Raw genomic sequence first — 20,244 nt, 5'->3', positions numbered from 1 at the left:
AGGAGAGGAGCGCACGCGATGGCATCCGCACCGAGCTCTACCGCCGCCGGCGACCGGGCGGCACGACGCGACGAGCGGGCCGCGGGCAGGAGCGCCTACGAGTCGGTCATCGAACGCCTCTCGAAGGCGTCGGTGGACAAGCACTGGGAGCCGTACCGGGACATTCCGTGGGACGAGCCGGAGTTCCTGGTACGCCGGGCCGATCCCCGGTGGGAGTTGCCCGAGGCGGACCGGCTCGGCGGCCACCCGTGGTACCGGAGCCGGCCACCCGAGGTGCGCGCGGAGATCGGGCTGTGGCGGGTGGCCACCGCCATGAAGATCGGCCTGCAGTTCGAGAACCTGCTCAAACGCGGCCTGCTCAACTACGCCTACCGGCTGCCGAACGGGTCACCCGAGTTCCGCTACGTCTACCACGAGACCATCGAAGAGGGACATCACGGGATGATGTTCCAGGAGTTCGTGAACCGCACCGGGTTGCCGATCCGGGGCATGGCGCGGCCGCTGTCGGCGGTCGCGCAGGTGGCGCCGTGGATCCCGCTGATCTCGACCGAGCTGTTCTTCGTGTTCGTGCTGGGCGGCGAGGATCCGATCGACCACGTGCAGCGCAAGGTGCTGAAGGAGGGCCGGGCGCACCACCCGCTGGAAGAGACGATCATTCGCATCCACGTCGCGGAGGAGGCCAGGCACATCTCCTTCGCCCGGCACTACCTGCGGGACCGGGTGCCGCGGATGCCCGCGTACCGGCGTCACCTGCTGGGCGTCGCCGCGCCTGTCGTGCTCGGGGTGATGGCCCGGATCATGCTGGCCCCGCCCGGGCCGATGATCAGGCGGTTCGGGATCCCCGCCCGGGTGGTGTCCGAGGTCTATCTGCGCAGTCCGGCCGCCAGGCAGGAGATCCGCGACTCCGTGAGCCGGACGCGGGAGTTGTGCGCGGAGACCGGGCTGATCAACGGGTTCACCCGGCGGATCTGGCAGGTCATGGGGATCTCCTGAGCCGCGCGTCGCCGGGCCGCCGGGCGAGCAGCACCTCCGTCACGTCCACCTCCTCCCAGGTCCCCGCCGGGTTGAGCCGGAGCAGCTCCTGCCTGGCCGCCTCGGTGAACGACTCCAGCCGGTCGCCGAGCCGGGCCGGGGCGCTGAAGGAGTAGGAGAGCTGCAGGCCGAGCACGGCCTCCACGTCGTACGTCAGGCGTTGCTCGAAGGCGGTCACGTCGAGGTCGCCGAACGGCGTGGTGACCAGCACGTCGTGCGGGTGCTCGCCGGTGGCCTGGAAGGTGTTGGTCGCGGTCAGCGTGTTGACCCCGAACCGCTCGCGGACCCGCCGCATGACCGGCTCCCACGGCGGCTCGCCCGGGTCGCGGCCGGGCCCCAGGAGCGCCACGACGCCGCCCGGCGGCAGCAGCGCGTCCAGCTCGGCCAGCACCGCGCGGCGGTCCATCCAGTGGAACGACCTGCCCATGACGATGTGGTCGAACCTCGGGAGCTCGGCCAGCCTCGTCGAGTCACCCCGGAGCCAGCGGATGTTGGGCACCTCCGCGGCCAGGCGGGCGCCCTCGGCCAGCATCTCCCCGTCCGGGTCGACCGCCAGCACCTCGCGCACGCCGGGCGCCAGCGGGATCGCGACCGTGCCGGGCCCGCAGCCGAGGTCCAGCACGGTGCTGTCCGGGCCGAACGTCGTGGCGAGGCGCTCGATCGCCGGAGCGGCGTGCGGGGAGCGGTATCTGGCGTAATAGGGGGCCGTGCCGCCGAAGAGATCGCTCATGGATGGGACCATATACGGGTTCGAGACGTGCGGTTGTTCCAGGAAGGGCGCTGATCTTTGAGGCGGCTACTCACGGTCCTGCTGTTGGCCCTCGTCGCCGCCGGGACCGTTCCCGGCGCGGCGCGGGCCCACAATGTGCTGGTCGGCAGCGACCCGAAGGACGGAGCCACGCTCCCGGCCGCACCCGGGCAGGTGACGCTGGTGTTCGACCAGGCGGTGCGCCAGGGGTACGCGCAGGTCGGTGTGACGGCGGCGGACGGGTCCGGGTGGGCCGACGGCAACGCGGTGGTGGCCGCCGAACGGGTGTCGGTGAAGGTCAGGCCGCTGCGTGCCGGCGGGTCGTACACGGTGGGCTACCGCATCCTGTCGGCCGACGGGCATCCGGTGACCGGCAGCGTCTCCTTCCGCCTGGCCCCGGACGCCACGGGCACCACCGCCGGCCCGGCGGCTCCGGGCACAGGGGCGGCGGGGGCGGCTCCGGGTACAGGGGCGGACGCCGCGGAGGCGGGGGCCGGCGGCGGGGCCGGGATGGCCGTGGTGTGGATCGTGGGGGCCCTGCTGGTGCTCGCGGCCGGCACCGTGGTCGCCCTGCGCCGCTCCCGCTCGGACGAGGGGGCCCGGACGTGACCCCACACGGGCCTCACAGCGAGGATGGTGCCCTGATGACCGTCACCGCCCCGCCTCTCCCCCGGAAGCGCGCGGGCGGGCGGCTCGTCGCCGGCGCGTTCGGGGTCTGCGCGGTCGTGGCGGCCGTGGCGGCGAGCTCGTTCACCGCGCAGGAGGCCGTGCCCGGCATCCCCATGCCCGGCCCGCTGGTGACGGTCGGCCTGCCGGTCGTGCGGGTGCTGCTCGACCTGGCCGCCGTCGCCGTGGTCGGGCTGAGCCTGCTGCCCAAGCTGCTCGGGTTCGACGCCCCCGACCGGACCGAGCCGGTCATGCGGCGGGTGCGGCCCCTGGCCGTGACCGCCGCCTGGGCGTGGGCGATCTGCGCGCTGCTCGCCATCGTGCTCCAGACGGCCGAGCTGAATCCCGGGAAGGTTCCGACGTTCGGCATGATCGCCGAATACGTCGGGACCGTCGGCGCCGGCCAGGGCCTGCTGTTCAGCGCGGCGTGCGCGCTGGCGGCGGCGGGCATCGGGCTGATGGCGGTGCGGTTCGGCGAGAAGGTGCCGGCCGAGCTGCGGGTGATCGTGGGCATGTTCGGGCTGCTGCCGATCCCGGTCACCGGCCACGCGGTCAACTCGGTCTGGCACGACCCCATCATGATCTCCATGGAGATCCACGTGATGGGCGCGGCGGCCTGGGCCGGCGGGCTGGCGGCCACGGCCGTGTTCGTGGGGCCGCACCGGGACCTGCTGGCCACGGTGCTGCCCAGGTTCTCCAGGATCGCCACCGTATGCCTGCTCGCGGTGGGATCGTCCGGCCTGGTCACCGGGCTCGCCACGATGGCGCTCACGCCCGGCGTGAGCCTGCCCGGCGCGATCGTGACCAGCCACTACGGGCTGCTGCTCGTGGTCAAGGCGGTGCTGGTGGCGGCGCTGGTGCCGCTGGCGGCGCACATCCGCTTCCGCCTGCTGCCCGCCGTACGCGCGGGCCGCGCCACCGCCCTGGTGGGCTGGGCGGCGGCCGAGGTGGGGGTGATGGGCCTGGCGTACGGCGTGGCGGTGGCGCTCACCCGGGCCCCGGTCGCCTGACCGTGCGGTGAGGCGCGGCCCGGGCCCCCGGTGGGGCGGCGCCCGGCCTACGGGGTGGCGGGGGCGACCACGGGCCGGGGCTCGACGGGACTGACCCGGCGCCTGCCCACGAACCATTCGACGGCCAGCCAGGCGGCCAGCAGCCCGAGCCCGGCCCAGACGGCCGACGAGACGGCCAGGGGAGGCGCCCCGAGCAGGCCCTGCTGGCCCTTCAGCGCCCCGTACACCGGCCCCATGACCGCGCTCTGCGCCGCCAGCGCCGCGTAGGCACCGGCCGTCACGCCGGCCGACCCCAGCACCGCCCGCGCCACCGGCAGCCGCACCAGGAACGCCACGTCCACCAGCAGCCCGGCGACGACCAGGAAGAGCGGCACCGCCGAGGGCGGAAACCCGGTGTAGGTCAGCAGCGGCCAGAGCACGATCCGGACCCCCACGTAGCCGCCCGCCACGAGGGTGGCCGCGCCGAACCTGCCGATCAGCGCCCGCGCCGCCACCAGCACCGCCAGCCCGACGACCACCGCGTAGACCGGATACAGGAAGTCGGGCACCGGCAGCGCGAAGCCCGTCATCATGGTCCGGTCCACCGGCCGCCCCATCTGGTCGGCCGCGAACCGCAGCAGGATCGGCTCGGCGTAGGTGGTGTGGTTGTCCCAGGCGCCGATCGACAGGATGCCGTACTCCTGGTGCTGCTCGGGGAAGTGCACGTTCTCCAGGAAGAACGCGAAGAGCGCGCCCAGCACGACCGTGCGTTCCCGGCCGGGCCGCGCGCCCATGAACCAGCCGCGGAGGACGCCGGCGATCATGAAGAACGTTCCAGCATAGAGCATGATGTGCGAGGGGCTCCACGAGGTGATGTCGAGCCCGTTCACGCGGTGGTTGATCAGGTCGAGCGGGACGGCGACGAGGAAGATCCCGGTGCCCCACTGGATCAGCCTGAGGGCGGCCTTGTCCACGCCGTAGCCCGTGTATCCGTGGATCACGGTCAGCGCGAGGGCGAGCGCCGTGCCGACGGAGTTGAGCAGGTGAGGCGGGGCGAGATCGTCACGCAGCCACTTGAAGTGCCACGAGACGTCCCACGCGGAGCCGAGCACCTTGAGCGTGAACGCCACCAGCCAGCCGTAATAGAGCACCCGGAACAGGTCCTGCGGGGTGTCGCGCCCCGCCTGTCCCCGGGTCCAGTACGGCAGGGCCCAGGCGGCGGCCTTCTTGATCGATGCTGGAGACTTCACGGGAGAGAATCTTACGGTCCGCCGGAGCGCCGTCCCGCGACCCCCTCGTCGCGTGGAGCACGACCCTCCCATCTGCGACAATCTCGATCATGTCCTTCGAAATCCGCAAGGCCTTGCCAGAGGACTCGGGCGCCATCGAGGCGGTGCGGATCGCCACGTGGCGCGTCGCCTATCGCGGGGTCATGCCGGACACGTTCCTCGCCGGGCTGGAGGTGCGGCCGGAGCCGGTGCGAAACCGTTCCGAGTGGCTGGCCAGGGGGCACGGGAGCGCCATGGTGGCGGTGCGCGACGGGTTCGTACGCGGGTTCAGCATCTACGGCGCGAGCCGCGACGACGACATTCCGGGCATGGAGGTGTACGCCATCTACGTGTTCCCGGCCGAGTTCTCCACCGGCATGGGGCGAGCCCTGATGGCGGCCTCCACCGAGGAGATGTCCTCGTCCGGCCACTCCCAGGTCGGGCTGTGGGTGCTGGCGGACAATCCCCGGGCGCGGCGGTTCTACGAGCGGTTCGGGTTCACGCTGTCGGGGCGGACGAAGATGCTGCCGAATCCCCCGCTGGAAGAGGTCCACTACCGGATGAGGCTCGCAGCGAGTACATGAGAGGGATCCCGGGGGCGCCCTCGGGCCGTCGGTATTCGGCGCCGCCGCCGACCAGCGTGCCGAAGCGCTGGAAGAGGGTGTGGGCGTGCTCGTGCAGGAACTCGACCCGCAGCCCCGCCGCCGCCACCGCGCTGACGACCTCGCCCAGCCCGTGCTGGAACTGCACCGAGGTCTGATGCTCCAGGACGTCGTCGCCCGTGTAGGTGTGCGGCTCCTCCCAGACGTGCGGGCCGCGGTCGAAGTAGTCGTGGGTGACGGTGGTGCCCGTGGCATCGTCCATGGTGTCGGCGAACGGATGGAACTCCGCGAGGTAGAGGAATCCGCCCGGGTTGAGCAGGGCGGCGACCGTCTCGGCCCAGCGGGTGAGGTCGGGCAGCCACACCAGTGCCCCGATGCCCGTGTAGACGATGTCGTACGTCTCGCCGAGCGCCTCCACCGCGTCATGGACGTCGGCCGTGACGAACCGCGCCGGGATCCCGCACTCGGCGGCCACGGCCCTGGCCTGGTCGATGGCGGCCTCCGAGAAGTCGAGGCCGGTCACCTCGGCGCCGAGCCGGGCCCAACCGAGCGTGTCGAGGCCGAAGTGGCACTGCAGATGCGCCAGCCGGCGGCCGGTCACGTCGCCGACCTCCGCCAGCTCGAACGGCCGCAGCGGGTTGCGGCCGTCCTTGAAGCCCTTGACGTCGTAGAAGTCGCTGCCGACGTGGATCGGGACCCTGGAGTCCCAGTTGGCCCGGTTCACCCGCAGATAATCCATGAGGCTGAGCCTAGGCGGTCACGACAGGCGGCGGCTCAGGCGTACGGGGAGGTGTTTGAGCCCGTTCTGGAAGTTGGACGTGAGCCGTCGCGGCGGGCCCGCCGGCTCCACGTCCCAGGCGAGCAGCTCCTTGAACACCGAGCGGAGCTGGGCGCGGGCCAGGTGGGCGCCGAGGCAGAAGTGCGGGCCGAAGCCGAAGCTGACGTGGTCGTTCGGGGTGCGGGTGATGTCGAAGCGGTCCGGGTCGGGGAAGACGGACGGGTCGCGGTTCGCGGCGGCGTGGTAGACGACGACCTTGTCCCCCGCGCGGATCCGCATGCCGCCGAGGGTGAGGTCGCGGGTGGCGGTGCGGCGGAAGTCCATCACGGGTGGCCAGTGGCGGAGCATCTCCTCGACGGCGGAGTCCAGCAGGGAGGGGTTCGCGCGCAGGCGGTCCAGCTCGGCGGGATGCCGGAGGAGGGTGAGCAGCCCGCCGGGGATGGCGTTGCGCAGGGTCTCGTTGCCGGCGACGGCGAAGAGGAAGAACATGTTCTCGAACTCGGCCTCCGTCAGGCCGCCCCGCCGCATGGCCGACATGACGGATTCGTCGTCCAGCGGGGTGGCGGCGAGCGCGTGCGCGTAGGCGAACATGTCGGCCAGCGCCGCCCTCGACCGCGGGTTGCGGCCGGGCTCGAACTCCGGCTTCGACGCGACCGCCAGGCGGCCGACGAGGGTGAGGGACTCCACGCCGGCCGTGGACAGGCCCGCGTAGTCGGCGTCCTGATAGCCGATCACCCTCGACGCCCAGTCGTACAGCAGCCGCTTGTCCTGCGGGGGCACCCCCATGACGTGGGCCAGCGTCCAGACCGGCAGGTCGGCGGCCACCTCCACGAAGTCGCACTCGCCCCCGTCGGGATGACCGGCGAACAGCGACGCCGCCCGCTCGGCGATCGTGCGCTCCAGCGCGCGCACGGCACGCGGGGTGAAGGCCGCCGCCACGATCCTGCGCAGCCTGGAGTGTCCGGGCGGGTCCATGTTCAGCATCATGTCCTGGACGAAGGCCAGGTCTGAGGGGGTGTCGGGGTCGCGGATCTGGGTGGCGCCCAGGTGCGAGGAGAAGTCCGCCGGGGTGCGCAGCACGTGCTTGACGTCGGCGTGCCGGAAAACCCCCCAGTAGCCGGGGCCCGCCCGCCAGGGGCCGATCGCGGGCTCGGGGATCCAGCACACCGGGCTTTCCGCCCTGAGCCGGGCGAACAGGTCGTACGGGACGCCTGTCTCGTAGGTGGACGGCAGGAACACCGCCGACCACTCGGGACCCGCTCCGGCCACCACCGGCATGCCGCCTCCTCCCGGTTCCGTTCCACCTTCGCGCACGCTCGCGCCCGCGCATAGTCCCGGCCCCGGCGCGGCGTGCATGATGGGCGCGTGACTCCAGCAGACGCACAGGCGATCTTCCAGGACTACTTCGCCCCCTGGGTCCAGCAGCTCGGACTGCGCGTGGAGGAGGTGGGCGAGCGCCACGCGGTCGTCCGGCTGCCCTGGTCCGACGACCTGGCCCGGGAGGGCGGCGGGCTGTCCGGCCAGGCGATGATGGCGGCCGCCGACACGGCCACGGTCATCGCGATCTCCTCGGCGCGGGGCGGGTTCGTGCCGATGACCACGGTGCAGCAGTCCACGACGTTCCAGCGGCCGGTGGTGGGCAAGGACGTCATGGTCGACGTCCGCATCACGAAGCTGGGCCGCACGCTGGCCTTCTCCGAGATCACCCTCACGATCGCGGGCGACGGCGAAACGGTGGCCCGGGCCTCCACGGTCTACGCCATCCTGGCCTGACGACCCGCCCCCGTCGACATGTCCGAAGCGCCCGCGATGGAGATGGAGGCGGCCGGGACGAACGCGACGCGCTCCTGCGCGCGTGGGCGCCTCCAGCTCATCGGGACGCCTACCTGACGAGTAATCGCCACGGTGCACGATCAGCGGAAGACTCATCCACGGCACAGCGTCCCCACAAGGAGAGATCATGACCCGTGACATCGTGGAAGAGCTGCTCCGCAGGACCGGCGCGAACGATTATGACCGGGCCGCCGACCTGTTCGCGGACAAGATCGACTGGCAACTGGACTGGCCGGCGGGAGAGCACCCGTCCGCGCCGTGGATCCGCCCGCGCACCGGCAGCCGCGACATGGCCGAGCACTTCCGCCTGCTTGACGCCCACCACGTGCTCGAACGGGACGCCACCACGGTGGCGCGGATCCTGGTGGACGGGGACGACGCGGTGGTGACCGGCGAGATCGTGCGGACCTCCAAGGCCACGGGACGGGCCTTCACCGCCGCTTTCGCGCTCCACCTGACGGTCGAGGACGGTCTGATCACGCGGTTCCACCTCTATGAGGACAGCCTCTCCGTGTTCTGGGCCCACACCGCTTCGGGCGGCGACGCGTGATCGCCCAGGTCAGCCGACCCCGCGCCGCGGGCGCTCCCGGCGTGAGCCGCGTCTCAGGGATCTCTCAGGTGTGGAAAGTAGGCTCACCGCATGAAGCGTGTGGCCGCGCTGGTCGTGGCATTCGTCCTCATCGGGGTGACGGCGTGGCTGGTGTGGCCGACCGCTCCTGATGTGCGAGGCCAGGACCAGCGGATAACCGTCGTCGATGGACCTTCCGGCGACCAACGGGTGGAGCTCGACACGACGTTCTTCCCGCCGCCCGGGGGCGGGAAGGCGCCCGCCGTGTTGATCGCCCACGGTTTCGGCGGCAGCAAGCGGAGCGTGCGGGATCAGGCGATCCGCGTCGCCCAGGACGGTTACGCCGTGCTGACCTGGTCGGCGCGCGGGTTCGGCCGCTCGACCGGCCAGATCGCGCTCAACTCGCCCGACTACGAGGTCAAGGACGTCAAGCAGCTCATCGACTGGCTGGCCAAGCGGCCCGAGGTCCAGCTCGACAAGGCGGGCGACCCGCGGGTGGGCATCGCGGGCGGCTCGTACGGCGGCGCCATCGCGCTCATGGCTGCGGCCCACGACCACCGGGTCGACGCGATCGTCCCCCAGATCACCTGGTCCGACCTGGCCGACGCCCTCTTCCCCAACACCGCCGTCCAGAACCCGCCCGTCCAGCCGAACGCAGCCGGTCAGGGCGCGGCCGGTCAGAGGGCCGAGAGCGGGGTCTTCAAGCGGATGTGGGCGGGCATCTTCTTCGGCCAGGGCGTCTCGCTGGACAACCTGGCCACGTCGCTGGGCGCCGGGCGCGAGCAGGCCACCGCGCCGCTGACCCCCGAGCATGCCCGCTGCGGCCGGTTCCTGCCCGCGATCTGCGACGTCTACCAGCAGGTCGCGACGGACGGCAAGGCCACCCCGGAGGCCGTCGCGCTGCTGCGCAGGTCGAGCCCGATCACCGTGGCCGGCCAGATCAAGGCCCCCACCCTGCTCCTGCAGGGCCAGCGGGACTCGTTGTTCCCGCTCAGCCACGCCGACGCCAACGCCAGGGCGATCGCCGCCGCGGGCACCCCGGTCAGCCTGGCCTGGTTCGACGGCGGGCATGACGGCGGGGACGGCGAGGTCGACTGGTTGTTCGAGCAGTCGTCGGCCTGGTTCAACCGTTACCTGAAGGGTGAGGGCCCGGCCGGGACGGCGACGCCGGTCAGCGCGTTCACGGTGACGCGGGACGGCGGCCGCGACCCCGGCACCCGCCAGCGCATCCGCCTGCACCCGGAGGCGGCCTCGTACCCCGGGCTGCTGGGCACCGGCACCACCGCCGTGCCGCTGAGCGGCCCCCAGCAGAACATCGTCAATCCGCCCGGCGGCGCGCCCGCCTCGATCTCGGCGGTGCCCGGCATCGGCGGCCTGCTGGGCGGCGGCGGGAACAACCCCGGCGTGTCGATCGACATGCCGGGGCAGAGCGCCGCGTTCGAGTCCCCGCCGCTCAGCGCCCCGCTCCAGCTCACCGGCACCCCCACCGCCAGGATCAGGGTGTCGGGCAAGGGCGAGGCGACTCTGTTCGCGAAACTGTACGACGTCGCCGACAGCGCCCAGCCGCCCACCCTGCCCGCCGGCCTGGTGGCCCCGATCCGGGTCACGATCCCGGAGGACACCGGCAGCGTGGAGGCCACGGTCACCCTGCCCGCCGTGGACCACGACTTCGCCGCGGGCCACCGGCTCCGCCTGGTCGTGACCACGACCGACATGGGTTACGCGACCCCCGCCCAGCCCGCCGCGTACCAGGTGGCCCTGGCCGCGCCCGCGCTGGCCGTCCCCACCGTGCGGACGCTGGCCGCCGCCCCGGCCGGAGTGGCCTGGTGGGTCTGGGCGATGCCGCTGGCCGCCGTGGTGATCGCCGCCGGGATCCTGGTGACGGGGCGCACGGGCGCGCGACGCCACCGTGCCGACCCGGTGCCCGCGGGCTCGCCCGGGGGGAACGGCCAGGCGCCCGACCGGCCCGCCGCGGACCTGAGCGAACCGGACCGGGCCGCGGAGGTGCCGCTGGAGATCAGCGGGCTGACCAAGGCGTACCGGAACGGGGAGCTCGCCGTCGACGGGCTGTCGTTCCGGGTCGAGCAGGGCCAGGTGCTCGGCCTGCTCGGACCGAACGGCGCCGGCAAGACGACCACGATGCGGATGATGATGGGCCTCATCCGGCCCGACGCGGGCGAGATCCGGATCTTCGGCGAGCCGGTGACGCCGGGCGCGCCCGTGCTGTCGAGGCTGGGGTCGTTCGTCGAGGGGCCGGGCTTCCTGCCGCATCTGTCCGGCCGGGACAACATCGAGCTCTACTGGGCCGCCACCGGACGCCCGGCCGCCGACGCCCACTTCGACGAGGCGCTGGAGATCGCTAACCTGGGCAAGGCGCTGGAGCGTGCCGTGCGCACCTACTCGCAGGGCATGCGCCAGCGGCTGGCCATCGCCCAGGCCATGCTCGGCCTGCCGGACCTGCTGGTGCTCGACGAGCCCACGAACGGCCTCGACCCGCCCCAGATCCGCGAGATGCGGGAGGTGCTCAAGCGCTACGCCCGCGACGGCCGTACCGTGATCGTCTCCAGCCACATGCTGGCCGAGGTGGAGCAGACCTGCAGCCACGTCGTGGTCATGCAGCGGGGCCGGCTGGTCTCGGCCGGGCCGGTGTCCACCCTGCTCGGCGCGGCCACGGTCGCGAACGGTCACGGGCCGCGCCTGGAAGACGTCTTCCTCGACCTCATCGGAGACAAATCATGACCGCCGCGACGGGCTACGCGCCCCGCCGTACGCTGCCGCTGCGTGTGGAGATCGTCAGGCAGTTCAAGCGGCGGCGGACGCTGGCCATGTTCGGGCTGCTGCTGGCGTTGCCGTGGGTGCTGGTGATCGCGTTCCAGTTCGGGCCACAGTCCAGCGGGCAGGGGCCGTCGTCGCTGCGCATCTCGGACCTGGCCACCGCGAGCGGCCTGAACTTCGCCGCCTTCGCCCTGTCGGTGTCGGCCAGTTTCCTGCTGGTGGTGGCGGTGGCCCTGTTCTGCGGCGACACCGTGGCCAGCGAGGCGAACTGGTCGTCGCTGCGCTACCTGCTGGCCGCCCCGGTGCCGCGTGACCGCCTGCTCCGGCAGAAGCTGGTCGTGGCGCTCGGCTACTCGGCCGCGGCCGTGATCTGCCTGCCGCTGATGGCGCTGCTGGCGGGCACGGTGGCCTTCGGCTGGAACGACATCCAGGTCCCCGGCACGGGCGAGCTGATCCCGGCGCTCGACATCCTGCCGAGGTTCGGCATCGTGATCGGGTATGCGCTGGTCAGCCAGCTCGTGGTGGCCGCCCTGGCCTTCCTGATCTCCACCATGACCGACTCCCCGCTGGGCGCGGTCGGCGGCGCGGTCGGCCTGTGGATCGTCTCCACCATCCTGCAGGCCGTCGAGGCGCTGGGCTCGCTGCGGGAGTTCCTGCCCACGTTCTGGAACAACGCCTGGCTCGACGCCCTGGCCCCGGAACTGGACTGGAGCGGCATGGTCAAGGGCGCCTCGGTGTCGGTCACGTACGCGGTGATCCTCATGGCCGTCGCCTTCCGCCGCTTCCGCGTCAAGGACGTCGTCAGCTAGCCGCGGCGGCTCCCGGCCGCCGCGAGGGTGACCGAAACACACCCACCCACAAGGCCCGTTACCAGCCATAACCTGGCACGGTGGACACGAGTCGCCTGTTGGGAGAGTTCTTGCGCGCCCGGCGCCAGGCCATCACGCCGGAGTGGGCCAATCTGCCCGACGTCGGCTTCCGCCGCACCCCGGGACTGCGCCGTGAGGAAGTGGCCGTGCTCGCCGGCATCAGCACCGACTATTACGCCCGCCTGGAGCAGGGCCGCGAGCGCCACCCGTCCGAACAACTCCTGCGGGCCCTGGCCCGGGTCCTGAACCTCGGCTCCGACGCCACGGCGTACCTGTACGAGCTCGCCTACCCCGAGCTCCGCCAGAACCCGGGCGGCGACCGCCTGGACCGGGTCAGCCCCCACCTGCTGCGGCTCATGGAGAGCCGGCCGTTCCCCGCCGTGGTGTGCGACCGCCGCCAGGACGTGCTCGCCCACAACCGCCTGTTCACCGCCCTGTACACCAGCTTCCAGCACATCGACAACCTGCTCCGCCTGGTGTTCCTGGACCCATCCGCGCGCGGGTTCTACCGCGACTGGGAGGAGGTCGCCCGGGCCAGGGTGGCCAGTCTGCGCGCCGCGGCCGGGGCCGACCTCGCCGCCCCGCACATGGTCGCGCTGGTCACGGAGCTCAGCCGGCGGAGCAAGGAGTTCGCCGAGCTGTGGGCCTGCCACGAGGTGATCGGCGAGACGCGGGCCGTCAGGCGCGTGCGCCACCCCGAGCTCGGGAACCTGACCTTCGCCTATGAGGCGTTCAGCCCGAACGCCTCGGACGGCCAGCACCTGATCATGCTCCATCCCGAGCCGGGCAGCGTGACCGAGCGCCGCCTGGCCCTGCTGGACCCGTCAGGCGCCCGCCTCGGGCCCGCCAAGCCCTGAGCCGGTCATGCCGGTCATCCGGCGTCAGCTCCAGTGCGGCGGCTTGTTCTCCAGGTAGAACGCGTCAGGGTCGGTCTCCGGGTAGTCGCCCCAGCCCTCGTCCAGATCGTCGGCTGTCTGCTCGGGTAGAAAATCCTTCACGGCCAACATGCTACCCAGACGTACAAACCCACACCGAGCGTGTCCACGGCTCCAAGGACAGCTGAGAATGGCGGCGGTACGATGCCAGGGCAGGTGTCGCCTATCCCCCGTGAGGCTGCTCATGGCCACCCCCACCGGCTGGCGGCGAGAAGGGAACCTTCCAGCCGAGCTCACCAGCTTCGTCGGCCGGACCCGTCTCCTCGCCAACCTCAAACGGCACCTGAGCGAGTCCCGCCTGGTGACCGTCACCGGCATCGGGGGAGTCGGCAAGTCCCGCACGGTGTTGCGACTGGCACACCAGGTGCGCGCGCAATATCCCGACGGCGTCTGGTTCGCCGACCTGGCCCGGTTGCAGGACGCGGGCATGGTCAAGCACGCGATCTCCTCCGCGCTCGGCATCGCCGACCAGTCCCAGCGGGCGGAGTCCGAGTCGCTGTCGGAGTGGGTGGGCGAGCGCGACATGCTGCTCATCATCGACACCTGCGAGCACCTGGTGCAGGGCTGTGCCGAGCTGATACACGAGCTGCTGGAGGCGGCGCCGCACCTGAAGGTGCTGGCCACCAGCCGGCAGTCGCTCAACCTGCCCTACGAGCACGTCGTGCCCGTGCCGCCGCTCCTGGTGCCCGGCGATGATCCCGAGGAGAGCCTGTTCACCAACGAGTCCGTGCAGTTGTTCGCGGCCCGGGCCGGGGCCAGCGTGCCCGCGTTCGCGCTCGAGGACGACAGCATCGGGGCCGTGGCCGAGCTGTGCCGGCGGCTCGACGGCATCCCGCTCGCGATCGAGCTGGCCGCCGTGCGGCTGCGGGCCCTGTCCGTGGAGCAGATCCTGGGGTTGCTGGCCGACCGGTTCAGCCTGCTGGCGGGGGCCAGCCGCACCGCGCTGCCGCGGCACCAGACGCTGCGGGCGGCCATCGGCTGGAGCCACGAGCTGTGCGAGCCGGCCGAGCGGCTGCTGTGGGCGCGGCTGTCGGTGTTCGCCGGGGACTTCGAGCTCGACGCCGCCCGGTTCGTGTGCGCCGACGGGCGGCTGCCCTCCGAGGAGATCACCGATCTGGTGGCCGGCCTGGTCGAGAAGTCGATCCTGCTGATCAGGAGCAACCACGCCGGCGTGCGCTACAAGCTGATCGACACCCTGGCCGAATACGGCGAGGAGTGGCTGGACAAGCTCGGCCAGGCCGAGCAGATCCGCCAACGGCACCTGGATTACTACTTGAGCCTGGCCCAGCGAAGCGAGGACGCCTGGTCGGGCCCGCGGCAGATCTACTGGTTCGTCCGGATGCGTCAGGAGCACGACAACGTCCGGGTGGCGCTGGAGCACGCGCTGAACGCGCCCGGCAGGACGACGCAGGCGCTGACCCTGTTGTCGTCGTTGTGGTTCATGTGGGTGTGCTGCGGATTCGCCCGCGAGGGCCGCCTCTACCTCGAAAGGGCGCTCCAGGCCAACCCTGATGTGAGCAAGGAGCGCTGCAAGGCGTTGTGGGTGCTGTCCTACGTCAAGAGCGCCCAGGGTGACAGCGCGGGCGCGCTGAAGGCCGCCGAGATGTGCAGCAACGAGGCCGTCCAGGTCGGCGACTCCCGGGCGGTGATCCTCGCCTCCAAGATGCAGGGCACGGCGGCGCTGCTCCAGGGTGACCTGCAGAAGGCCAGCGCGTTGCTCGGCGTGGCGATCGAGTTCAACACCAGCAACAAGGAGCTCAACCCCGGCCTGCTGCCCGCCATCGTCGAGTTGTCGATCGTGCTGACGGCGCAGGGCGAGTTCTACGAGGCGGAGTCGCTGTTGCAGGACTGCCTGCAGGTGTGCCGGGAACGTGGCGAGCTGTGGGTGAGTTCCTACGCCCAGTGGTGCATGTCGTTCACCAGGCTAGCGGCCGGTCGGGCCGACGATGCGCTGCAGAGCGCCAGGGAGGGGCTGCGGATCAAGCGGCACTTCCACGACACCCTCGGCACGCTGGTCGCGCTGGAGACGACGGCGCGGATCTTCACGGCGCTGGACGAGCCGACGAAGGCGGCCCGGCTGCTGGGAGCGCTGCAGCAAAACTGGAAGTCGGCCGGGTTGCCGCAGCTGGGCTCGCCGTTGCTGAGCGACGACCACAACGCGTGCGTCCGCGACTGTGTGCGGCGGATAGGCGAGCTGGCCTACAAGAAGGCTTACGAGGAGGGGGCCAGGCTCGATCTCGATGAGGCGTCCGACGTCGCGCTCGGCGAGCTGGACCCGGACGCCTCGGTCGAGGACTGAGGTCGCGAGGCCTCAGGCATTGAAGCGGCGGGTGCCATCGGGCCAGGCGTGCATGTAGCGCGCGCTTCCCAAGGAGAACTCGATGTGCCCGCTCACCCAGTGTTCGAGGCCGCGGACATATGTGCGCACCGGCAGCGAGGCCCACTGGTCGAGCAGCGCGCGCCGGGCCTGGAAGGCGCTGATCGCCTCGTTGTGCATGCAGGAGACCTCGATCAGCGCGTCCTGGAGTGCATGGGTCTTGTGCGTGGCCAGCACCGTGACGAGATTGTGCCTGGCCTTATCGTCGCCGTGTTCCTTCGCGTACGAGAGCAGGTCGTTGTCCCAGCCGATGAGGTCGCACGCCAGATCAGAGAGCGCGCGCACGTCGGGATGGTGCCACTCGTCCGTCTCAAGGCGGTAACCACCACCAACGTCGATCAGGGCGAAGCAGGTGAAGGTGGCCCCGGTGATGCGGCGCATCAGGATGTAGTCCTCAGGGGTGGGGATGAGATCGATCTCGCGGTTGGCCGCCTCCCAGATCTGGGAGAGCAGGGACTCCTTCACCGTGATCCGCCACCGGTCCACCTGTGCGGGGATGGCGGCTTCGGAGATCCGGTGCACGAGCTCGTTGAGTGCGAGGCCGAACGGGTCGTCGGCATCCGGCTCCCGCCGGCCGTCGAGGATCTCGAGGAGCGGCGACAGGGCGCGCGCCAGCGCCGAGGGCCGATGTCTCATCGACTCTCCCTCGCAGAACGCGTCGTCGAACGCGAAGCACCAGTTGTACCAGTCGGTGAGCAGCCGGAGACTTTCCCGCGGCACGGTGGGATTGGTCCGCGCCGCGAGCAGGCCGATCTTCGAGCGCCTGAAGTGCTCGATCATCTCGGCGCTGTTGAGCATGTTTGAGGCGACCAGCCATGCGTGGCTCTCCGCGTCGATCTCCGAGGCATGCACGTTGATCTCGCTGGGGAACGGACATGGCAACGGAGGGATGTGGAGTGGTCGCCTACCGAAGGAGTGCGCAGAAGTAGCCACGCCAACCAGCATGACTATGGGCTGCTCGAATGGCCACAGTCGATAACTTCTACACCATTTACTCTTATTTCATACTATGAAGCCCTTTGTGTAAACCATTGGATAAACTGCTCATTTGCGAACATTCGCGCTGTGTCCATCGCGGACGGCCTGCCCACCTCCGGATCGGCATCGGCGTCGAGCAGCGCCCTGACCACAGCAGACTCGTTCTTGAACACGGCACCGGCGAGCGGCGTCTGCCCGCGATCGTTGATCCGGTTTGGACTGGCCCCGCATGCTACAAGCATCCTGACCGTCTCAGCGTGACCGTAATAAGCCGCCAGCATCAGCAAAGTGTCACCTTTGCCGTTGGTCAGGTTGGGGGGCACTCCGGCCTGCAGAGATGAGCGTAACGAATCGGTGTCACCCGCCCTGGCCAGGTCGAACGCCTTGGCGGCCAACTCCTCGTGCTCCGGGTCCGTGTTCATGTGTCCCATTGTCCCTCGATAGGGTGCCGTGCACGGAATCGTTGCGACTCGCCATAGGTTCTGGGGAAGAGTACCTAGGGAAAGGCTGTCCAGAAGTGTTCGACCCGAAGGATCTCTACAAGCTCGCAGACGACGCGCCCGAGCTGCCCGATCCGGTATTGCTATACCACTTCGACGGATTCGTCGACGCGGGTGGCGCCGGACGCCTCGCGCTGGGCCACCTGCTGGCCGAGCTGGAGCACCGGGTCGTGGCGACGTTCGACGTGGACCGGCTGCTCGACTACCGGTCGCGGCGGCCCATCATGACCTTCGACACCGACCGCTGGGTCGAGTGCGAGAGCCCGGAGCTGGCGGTTCACGCCGCGAAGGACTCAACGGGGACGCAGTTCCTGGTGATGAGCGGGCCCGAGCCCGACCGGGAGTGGGAGCTGTTCACGCGGGCCGTGTCCGCGCTGGTGCAACGGCTGAAGGTGAGCAAGCTGGTGACGCTGCACGGCATCCCGATGGCGGTCCCGCACACCCGGCCGCTCGGCCTCACGATGCACGCCAGCCGGCCCGAGCTGATCAACTCACAGACGAGCGTGTTCGGGCGGGTCCAGGTGCCCGGCAGCGTCGCCGCGCTGCTGGAGCTCCGGCTGGGCGCGCAGGGCCACGACGCGCTGGGGTACGCGGTGCACGTGCCGCACTACCTGTCGCAGGCGGAATACCCGACCGCCGCCGTGACGGCCCTGGAGGCCGTGACGCGGGCCACGGGGCTGGTGTTCCCGATGGAGGGGCTGCGCGACGCCGCCCGCCGCACGACCACGGAGATCGAGGAGCAGATCCAGGCCTCCACCGAGCTGTCCACGGCGATCAGCGGGCTGGAGCAGCAGTACGACGCCTTCGCGGGCGGCGCCGACCGCGAAAACCTGATGGCCGAGACCACACCCATGCCCACGGGGGATGAGCTCGCCGCCCAATTCGAACGCTTCCTCGCCGAGCGTGACGACGAATAGATCCCCCTGTCTATCTGACTCTTACGGCGGAGCCGAGCCGACCGCCGCACGTGGCTGAGCGCCTCCAGGAAAACGCTCGCCGACCGGCTCTCCATCTATCCGTTACGGCGGAGCCGAGCCGACCGCCACCCGCCGCACGTGGCTGAGCGCCTCCAGGGAAACGCTCGCTGACCGGCGCGTGGCGGGGCGCCGTCACGTGCGCCTCGTGGGCCATCTGGGTGGTCCACGGGGCACCGGCGGAGAAGTCCCACCGCCACCGGAATGCCACCGGAATGCCACCGGGGCCATCGGGCACAGATCCGCCACGGCTCCATCCGGCCTCACATGCGCCACAGGCTCGTCGGCATTGGCGACCGCGGCCCACTCGTCCGGCACCCGGATCACCACGGGACAGCCGGCATCGGGATGGCCGCCGGCTGGGGCGGTGACGGATGGGGGTTGGGGATAGCCTGGGGCGGTGGTGGAGATCCGGGTTGGGCTGGTTGGTTATGGCACCGCGGGGGCGTATTTTCATGCGCCCCTTATCCGGGCAACGCCGGGTTTGGGGCTGGCCGCGGTCGTGACGAGGGATCCGGGGCGGCGGGACGAGGTGGTCGCCAAGTACGGCGCCGCAGTCGTGTCCGATGTGTCGGAGTTGTGGGACTTGTGCGATCTTGTAGTGGTCGCCTCGCCCAATCGGACCCACGTGGGCCTCGCGGCCGCGGCCCTGACCCAGGGCAAACCCGTCGTCGTGGACAAACCCCTGGCGCCGACCGCCGAGGAGGCCCGGGAGCTGGTGCGGCTGGCCAAGGAGCGGGAGCTCATGCTGACCGTCTACCAGAACCGGCGCTGGGATGGGGACTTCCGGACCGTGCGACGGCTGGTGGAGGACGGGCGGCTGGGGCGGGTGCTGCGGTTCGAGTCGCGGTTCGAGCGGTGGCGGCCGGTGCCCAAGGGCGGCTGGCGGGAGTCGGGGGGCACGGCGGAGGTCGGCGGGCTGCTCTACGACCTGGGCAGTCACCTGGTCGACCAGGCCCTGCAACTGCTCGGGCCGGTGCGCGAGGTCTACTGCGAGAGCGACGTCAGGCGGGATGGAGTGGTCTCCGACGACGACACGTTCGTCGCCTTGACCCACGGCGACGGGGCCCGGTCGCATCTGTGGATGAGCGCGATGGCCGCCAGTCCCGAGCCGAGGTTCCGGGTGCTGGGGTCGGCGGGGGCGTACCTGAAGCACGGAATGGACGTGCAGGAGGAGCGGCTGCGGGCCGGGATGGCGCCGGACGCGCCGGGGTTCGGCGACGACGAGGAGGGGCGCTGGGGGTTGCTCGGCACGCCCGACGAGCGCCGGGCCGTGGTGACGGAGCCGGGGGCGTACCTGGACTTCTACCGGGGCGTGGCGGCGGCGCTGCGCGACGGCGGGCCGCCACCCGTGGACCCCGAGGGCGTGGTGGACGTGCTGACCGTCATCGAGGCGGCCCGGCTCTCGGCCACCCAGCGCATCGTCGTCCACCTGAGCTGAGCCGGGCCGCCCAGAACTCGCCCGGCGACGGACGTCCGAGGCGATGCCACCGAGTGCGAGGTCCACACGGTGTCAGGCGGAGTTCGGCCGGGTGGGGTCAGGCGCGGAGGCGGGCGTGGAGGGAGGCTGTGTCGGAGTCGGTCCAGCCGTGCTGGGTCAGCCAGCCCATGGGGCCGTCGAAGCGGTCGTCGAGGACGTTCAGGAACTGCTGGATGTAGCGGCGGCGCGGCATGTGGTCGTCCGTGGGGCGCGAGTCCAGGTCGCCGCGGTAGGTGTCGCTGGCGCGCAGCCGCTTGAGGATCAGCTCCAGCCGCTCCCCCGTGGCCGTGTAGTCCTCGATGATCGCCTCGCGGGTCGCGCCCGCCACCTCCAGCGCCAGCGCCGACAGCACGCCCGTGCGGTCCTTGCCCGCCGCGCAGTGCACCAGCGCCGCCCCGTCGGTCCGCGACATCGCGCGCAGCGCCGCCACCACGGCGTCCGGCCGGTCGCGCAGGTAGCCGAAGTAGATGCCGCTCACCCGCAGCTCCTCGTCCAGCTCGCGCTCCGCCCAGGGCAGCACCCGGTCCCCGTCGATGGTGTCGGCGTCGACGTCGGTGTGCCGGCCGCGCTCGGCGAACAGCGTCAGATGGTGATGCCGCACCTCGGGCACCTGGGTGAGCGGCCCTGGCCCCTCCAGCGCGACTTCGGCGTTCGAGCGCAGGTCCACCACGTGCCGCAGCCCCAGTCCGGTCACCAGCAGGGACACGTCGGCGGCGGTGAGCCCCTGCAGATTGTCGGCGCGGAAGATCCGTCCACGCCGGGTCTCGCCACCGTCGCTGGTGGGAAGACCTCCCAGGTCACGCGCGTTGACCGCGCCTTCTAGATCGATCCATCTCGTCAGCTCTTCCATTATCTCGACCCTATATGTCCCT

19 protein-coding genes are annotated in these 20,244 nt (G+C 71.2%); 12 read left to right on the top strand and 7 right to left on the bottom strand.

The features are described from left to right. The first annotated feature begins 18 nt into the window (after positions 1-18). Entirely contained in the window at positions 19-993 is a 975-nt protein-coding gene (locus ABGB18_RS09135; RefSeq protein ID WP_347694958.1) for a diiron oxygenase, read from the top strand. On the opposite strand, the gene ABGB18_RS09130 is transcribed toward ABGB18_RS09135, so the two are convergent. Continuing rightward, positions 977-1,762, bottom strand: a complete 786-nt coding sequence (locus ABGB18_RS09130; RefSeq protein WP_347694957.1) for a class I SAM-dependent methyltransferase — start codon at positions 1,760-1,762, stop codon at positions 977-979. The two genes, ABGB18_RS09135 and ABGB18_RS09130, sit on opposite strands and share 17 nt — an antisense overlap. 57 nt (positions 1,763-1,819) lie before the next feature. Between ABGB18_RS09130 and ABGB18_RS09125 the strand changes: the two genes are divergently transcribed. Then, positions 1,820-2,389 carry a copper resistance CopC family protein gene (locus ABGB18_RS09125; protein WP_347694956.1) on the top strand — a complete coding sequence of 190 codons (570 nt, stop codon included), beginning with the start codon at positions 1,820-1,822 and terminating at the stop codon, positions 2,387-2,389. 35 nt (positions 2,390-2,424) lie between these two features. After that, positions 2,425-3,456 carry a CopD family protein gene (locus tag ABGB18_RS09120; protein WP_347694955.1) on the top strand — a complete coding sequence of 344 codons (1,032 nt, stop codon included), beginning with the start codon at positions 2,425-2,427 and terminating at the stop codon, positions 3,454-3,456. 47 nt (positions 3,457-3,503) lie between these two features. On the opposite strand, the gene ABGB18_RS09115 is transcribed toward ABGB18_RS09120, so the two are convergent. Then, positions 3,504-4,685 carry a hypothetical protein gene (locus tag ABGB18_RS09115; RefSeq protein ID WP_347694954.1) on the bottom strand — a complete coding sequence of 394 codons (1,182 nt, stop codon included), beginning with the start codon at positions 4,683-4,685 and terminating at the stop codon, positions 3,504-3,506. An 89-nt stretch (positions 4,686-4,774) separates the two neighbouring features. Here ABGB18_RS09115 and ABGB18_RS09110 point away from each other — a divergent pair, with 89 nt between their 5' ends. Continuing rightward, on the top strand, positions 4,775-5,287 hold the full coding sequence (locus ABGB18_RS09110) for a GNAT family N-acetyltransferase (protein ID WP_347694953.1): 513 nt from the start codon (positions 4,775-4,777) through the stop codon (positions 5,285-5,287). Here the strand turns inward: ABGB18_RS09110 and ABGB18_RS09105 are convergent. Continuing rightward, complete coding sequence (locus ABGB18_RS09105; RefSeq protein WP_347694952.1) at positions 5,202-6,044, bottom strand: class I SAM-dependent methyltransferase; 843 nt, start codon at positions 6,042-6,044, stop codon at positions 5,202-5,204. The two genes, ABGB18_RS09110 and ABGB18_RS09105, sit on opposite strands and share 86 nt — an antisense overlap. A gap of 18 nt (positions 6,045-6,062) precedes the next feature. Next, a complete protein-coding gene (locus ABGB18_RS09100) occupies positions 6,063-7,361 on the bottom strand; it encodes a cytochrome P450 (protein WP_347694951.1) in 1,299 nt (432 codons plus the stop codon). An 87-nt stretch (positions 7,362-7,448) separates the two neighbouring features. On the opposite strand from ABGB18_RS09100, the gene ABGB18_RS09095 reads away from it, so the two are divergent. The 6 genes from ABGB18_RS09095 to ABGB18_RS09070 all read left to right on the top strand — a co-directional run bounded on the left by ABGB18_RS09095 (position 7,449) and on the right by ABGB18_RS09070 (position 15,362). Continuing rightward, positions 7,449-7,856: a PaaI family thioesterase gene (locus ABGB18_RS09095; RefSeq protein WP_347694950.1), complete on the top strand. Its 408-nt coding sequence runs from the start codon at positions 7,449-7,451 to the stop codon at positions 7,854-7,856. A 187-nt stretch (positions 7,857-8,043) separates the two neighbouring features. Continuing rightward, positions 8,044-8,466 (top strand): nuclear transport factor 2 family protein, encoded by a 423-nt coding sequence (locus ABGB18_RS09090; RefSeq protein ID WP_347694949.1) that lies wholly within the window; start codon positions 8,044-8,046, stop codon positions 8,464-8,466. Between the two features lie 90 nt (positions 8,467-8,556). Beyond that, positions 8,557-11,223, top strand: a complete 2,667-nt coding sequence (locus tag ABGB18_RS09085) for a CocE/NonD family hydrolase (RefSeq protein ID WP_347694948.1) — start codon at positions 8,557-8,559, stop codon at positions 11,221-11,223. Further along, positions 11,220-12,068 carry an ABC transporter permease subunit gene (locus ABGB18_RS09080; RefSeq protein WP_347694947.1) on the top strand — a complete coding sequence of 283 codons (849 nt, stop codon included), beginning with the start codon at positions 11,220-11,222 and terminating at the stop codon, positions 12,066-12,068. The genes ABGB18_RS09085 and ABGB18_RS09080 overlap by 4 nt, the downstream gene beginning before the upstream one ends. 80 nt (positions 12,069-12,148) lie before the next feature. After that, positions 12,149-12,985 (top strand): helix-turn-helix transcriptional regulator, encoded by an 837-nt coding sequence (locus ABGB18_RS09075; RefSeq protein WP_347694946.1) that lies wholly within the window; start codon positions 12,149-12,151, stop codon positions 12,983-12,985. 250 nt (positions 12,986-13,235) lie between these two features. Further along, positions 13,236-15,362: an ATPase gene (locus tag ABGB18_RS09070; protein ID WP_347694945.1), complete on the top strand. Its 2,127-nt coding sequence runs from the start codon at positions 13,236-13,238 to the stop codon at positions 15,360-15,362. 12 nt (positions 15,363-15,374) lie between these two features. On the opposite strand, the gene ABGB18_RS09065 is transcribed toward ABGB18_RS09070, so the two are convergent. Then, positions 15,375-16,292 (bottom strand): hypothetical protein, encoded by a 918-nt coding sequence (locus tag ABGB18_RS09065; RefSeq protein ID WP_347694944.1) that lies wholly within the window; start codon positions 16,290-16,292, stop codon positions 15,375-15,377. Between the two features lie 155 nt (positions 16,293-16,447). Continuing rightward, positions 16,448-16,849: an ankyrin repeat domain-containing protein gene (locus ABGB18_RS09060; protein ID WP_347694943.1), complete on the bottom strand. Its 402-nt coding sequence runs from the start codon at positions 16,847-16,849 to the stop codon at positions 16,448-16,450. A gap of 86 nt (positions 16,850-16,935) precedes the next feature. On the opposite strand from ABGB18_RS09060, the gene ABGB18_RS09055 reads away from it, so the two are divergent. Continuing rightward, positions 16,936-17,835 carry a PAC2 family protein gene (locus ABGB18_RS09055; RefSeq protein ID WP_347694942.1) on the top strand — a complete coding sequence of 300 codons (900 nt, stop codon included), beginning with the start codon at positions 16,936-16,938 and terminating at the stop codon, positions 17,833-17,835. 457 nt (positions 17,836-18,292) lie between these two features. Beyond that, positions 18,293-19,333, top strand: coding sequence for a Gfo/Idh/MocA family oxidoreductase (locus ABGB18_RS09050; protein ID WP_347694941.1), 1,041 nt, complete (start codon positions 18,293-18,295; stop codon positions 19,331-19,333). A gap of 97 nt (positions 19,334-19,430) precedes the next feature. Here the strand turns inward: ABGB18_RS09050 and ABGB18_RS09045 are convergent, their stop codons facing one another. Beyond that, positions 19,431-20,222 carry a tyrosine-protein phosphatase gene (locus tag ABGB18_RS09045; RefSeq protein WP_347694940.1) on the bottom strand — a complete coding sequence of 264 codons (792 nt, stop codon included), beginning with the start codon at positions 20,220-20,222 and terminating at the stop codon, positions 19,431-19,433. Between the last annotated feature and the right edge of the window lie 22 nt (positions 20,223-20,244).

It is taken from the genome of Nonomuraea sp. B12E4, assembly GCF_039871825.1.
In the GTDB taxonomy this organism is placed as follows: domain Bacteria; phylum Actinomycetota; class Actinomycetes; order Streptosporangiales; family Streptosporangiaceae; genus Nonomuraea.
This window is presented reverse-complemented; position numbering and strand designations above follow the sequence as displayed.

What these genes read in the sequence shown, in the direction of transcription:
- ABGB18_RS09135 (WP_347694958.1), top strand. Translation starts at nt 19, where the DNA reads ATGGCATCCGCACCGAGCTCTACCGCCGCCGGCGACCGGGCGGCACGA.
- ABGB18_RS09130 (WP_347694957.1), bottom strand. Translation starts at nt 1,762, where the DNA reads ATGAGCGATCTCTTCGGCGGCACGGCCCCCTATTACGCCAGATACCGC.
- ABGB18_RS09120 (WP_347694955.1), top strand. Translation starts at nt 2,425, where the DNA reads ATGACCGTCACCGCCCCGCCTCTCCCCCGGAAGCGCGCGGGCGGGCGG.
- ABGB18_RS09110 (WP_347694953.1), top strand. Translation starts at nt 4,775, where the DNA reads ATGTCCTTCGAAATCCGCAAGGCCTTGCCAGAGGACTCGGGCGCCATC.
- ABGB18_RS09105 (WP_347694952.1), bottom strand. Translation starts at nt 6,044, where the DNA reads ATGGATTATCTGCGGGTGAACCGGGCCAACTGGGACTCCAGGGTCCCG.
- ABGB18_RS09100 (WP_347694951.1), bottom strand. Translation starts at nt 7,361, where the DNA reads ATGCCGGTGGTGGCCGGAGCGGGTCCCGAGTGGTCGGCGGTGTTCCTG.
- ABGB18_RS09090 (WP_347694949.1), top strand. Translation starts at nt 8,044, where the DNA reads ATGACCCGTGACATCGTGGAAGAGCTGCTCCGCAGGACCGGCGCGAAC.
- ABGB18_RS09085 (WP_347694948.1), top strand. Translation starts at nt 8,557, where the DNA reads ATGAAGCGTGTGGCCGCGCTGGTCGTGGCATTCGTCCTCATCGGGGTG.
- ABGB18_RS09080 (WP_347694947.1), top strand. Translation starts at nt 11,220, where the DNA reads ATGACCGCCGCGACGGGCTACGCGCCCCGCCGTACGCTGCCGCTGCGT.
- ABGB18_RS09060 (WP_347694943.1), bottom strand. Translation starts at nt 16,849, where the DNA reads ATGGGACACATGAACACGGACCCGGAGCACGAGGAGTTGGCCGCCAAG.
- ABGB18_RS09045 (WP_347694940.1), bottom strand. Translation starts at nt 20,222, where the DNA reads ATGGAAGAGCTGACGAGATGGATCGATCTAGAAGGCGCGGTCAACGCG.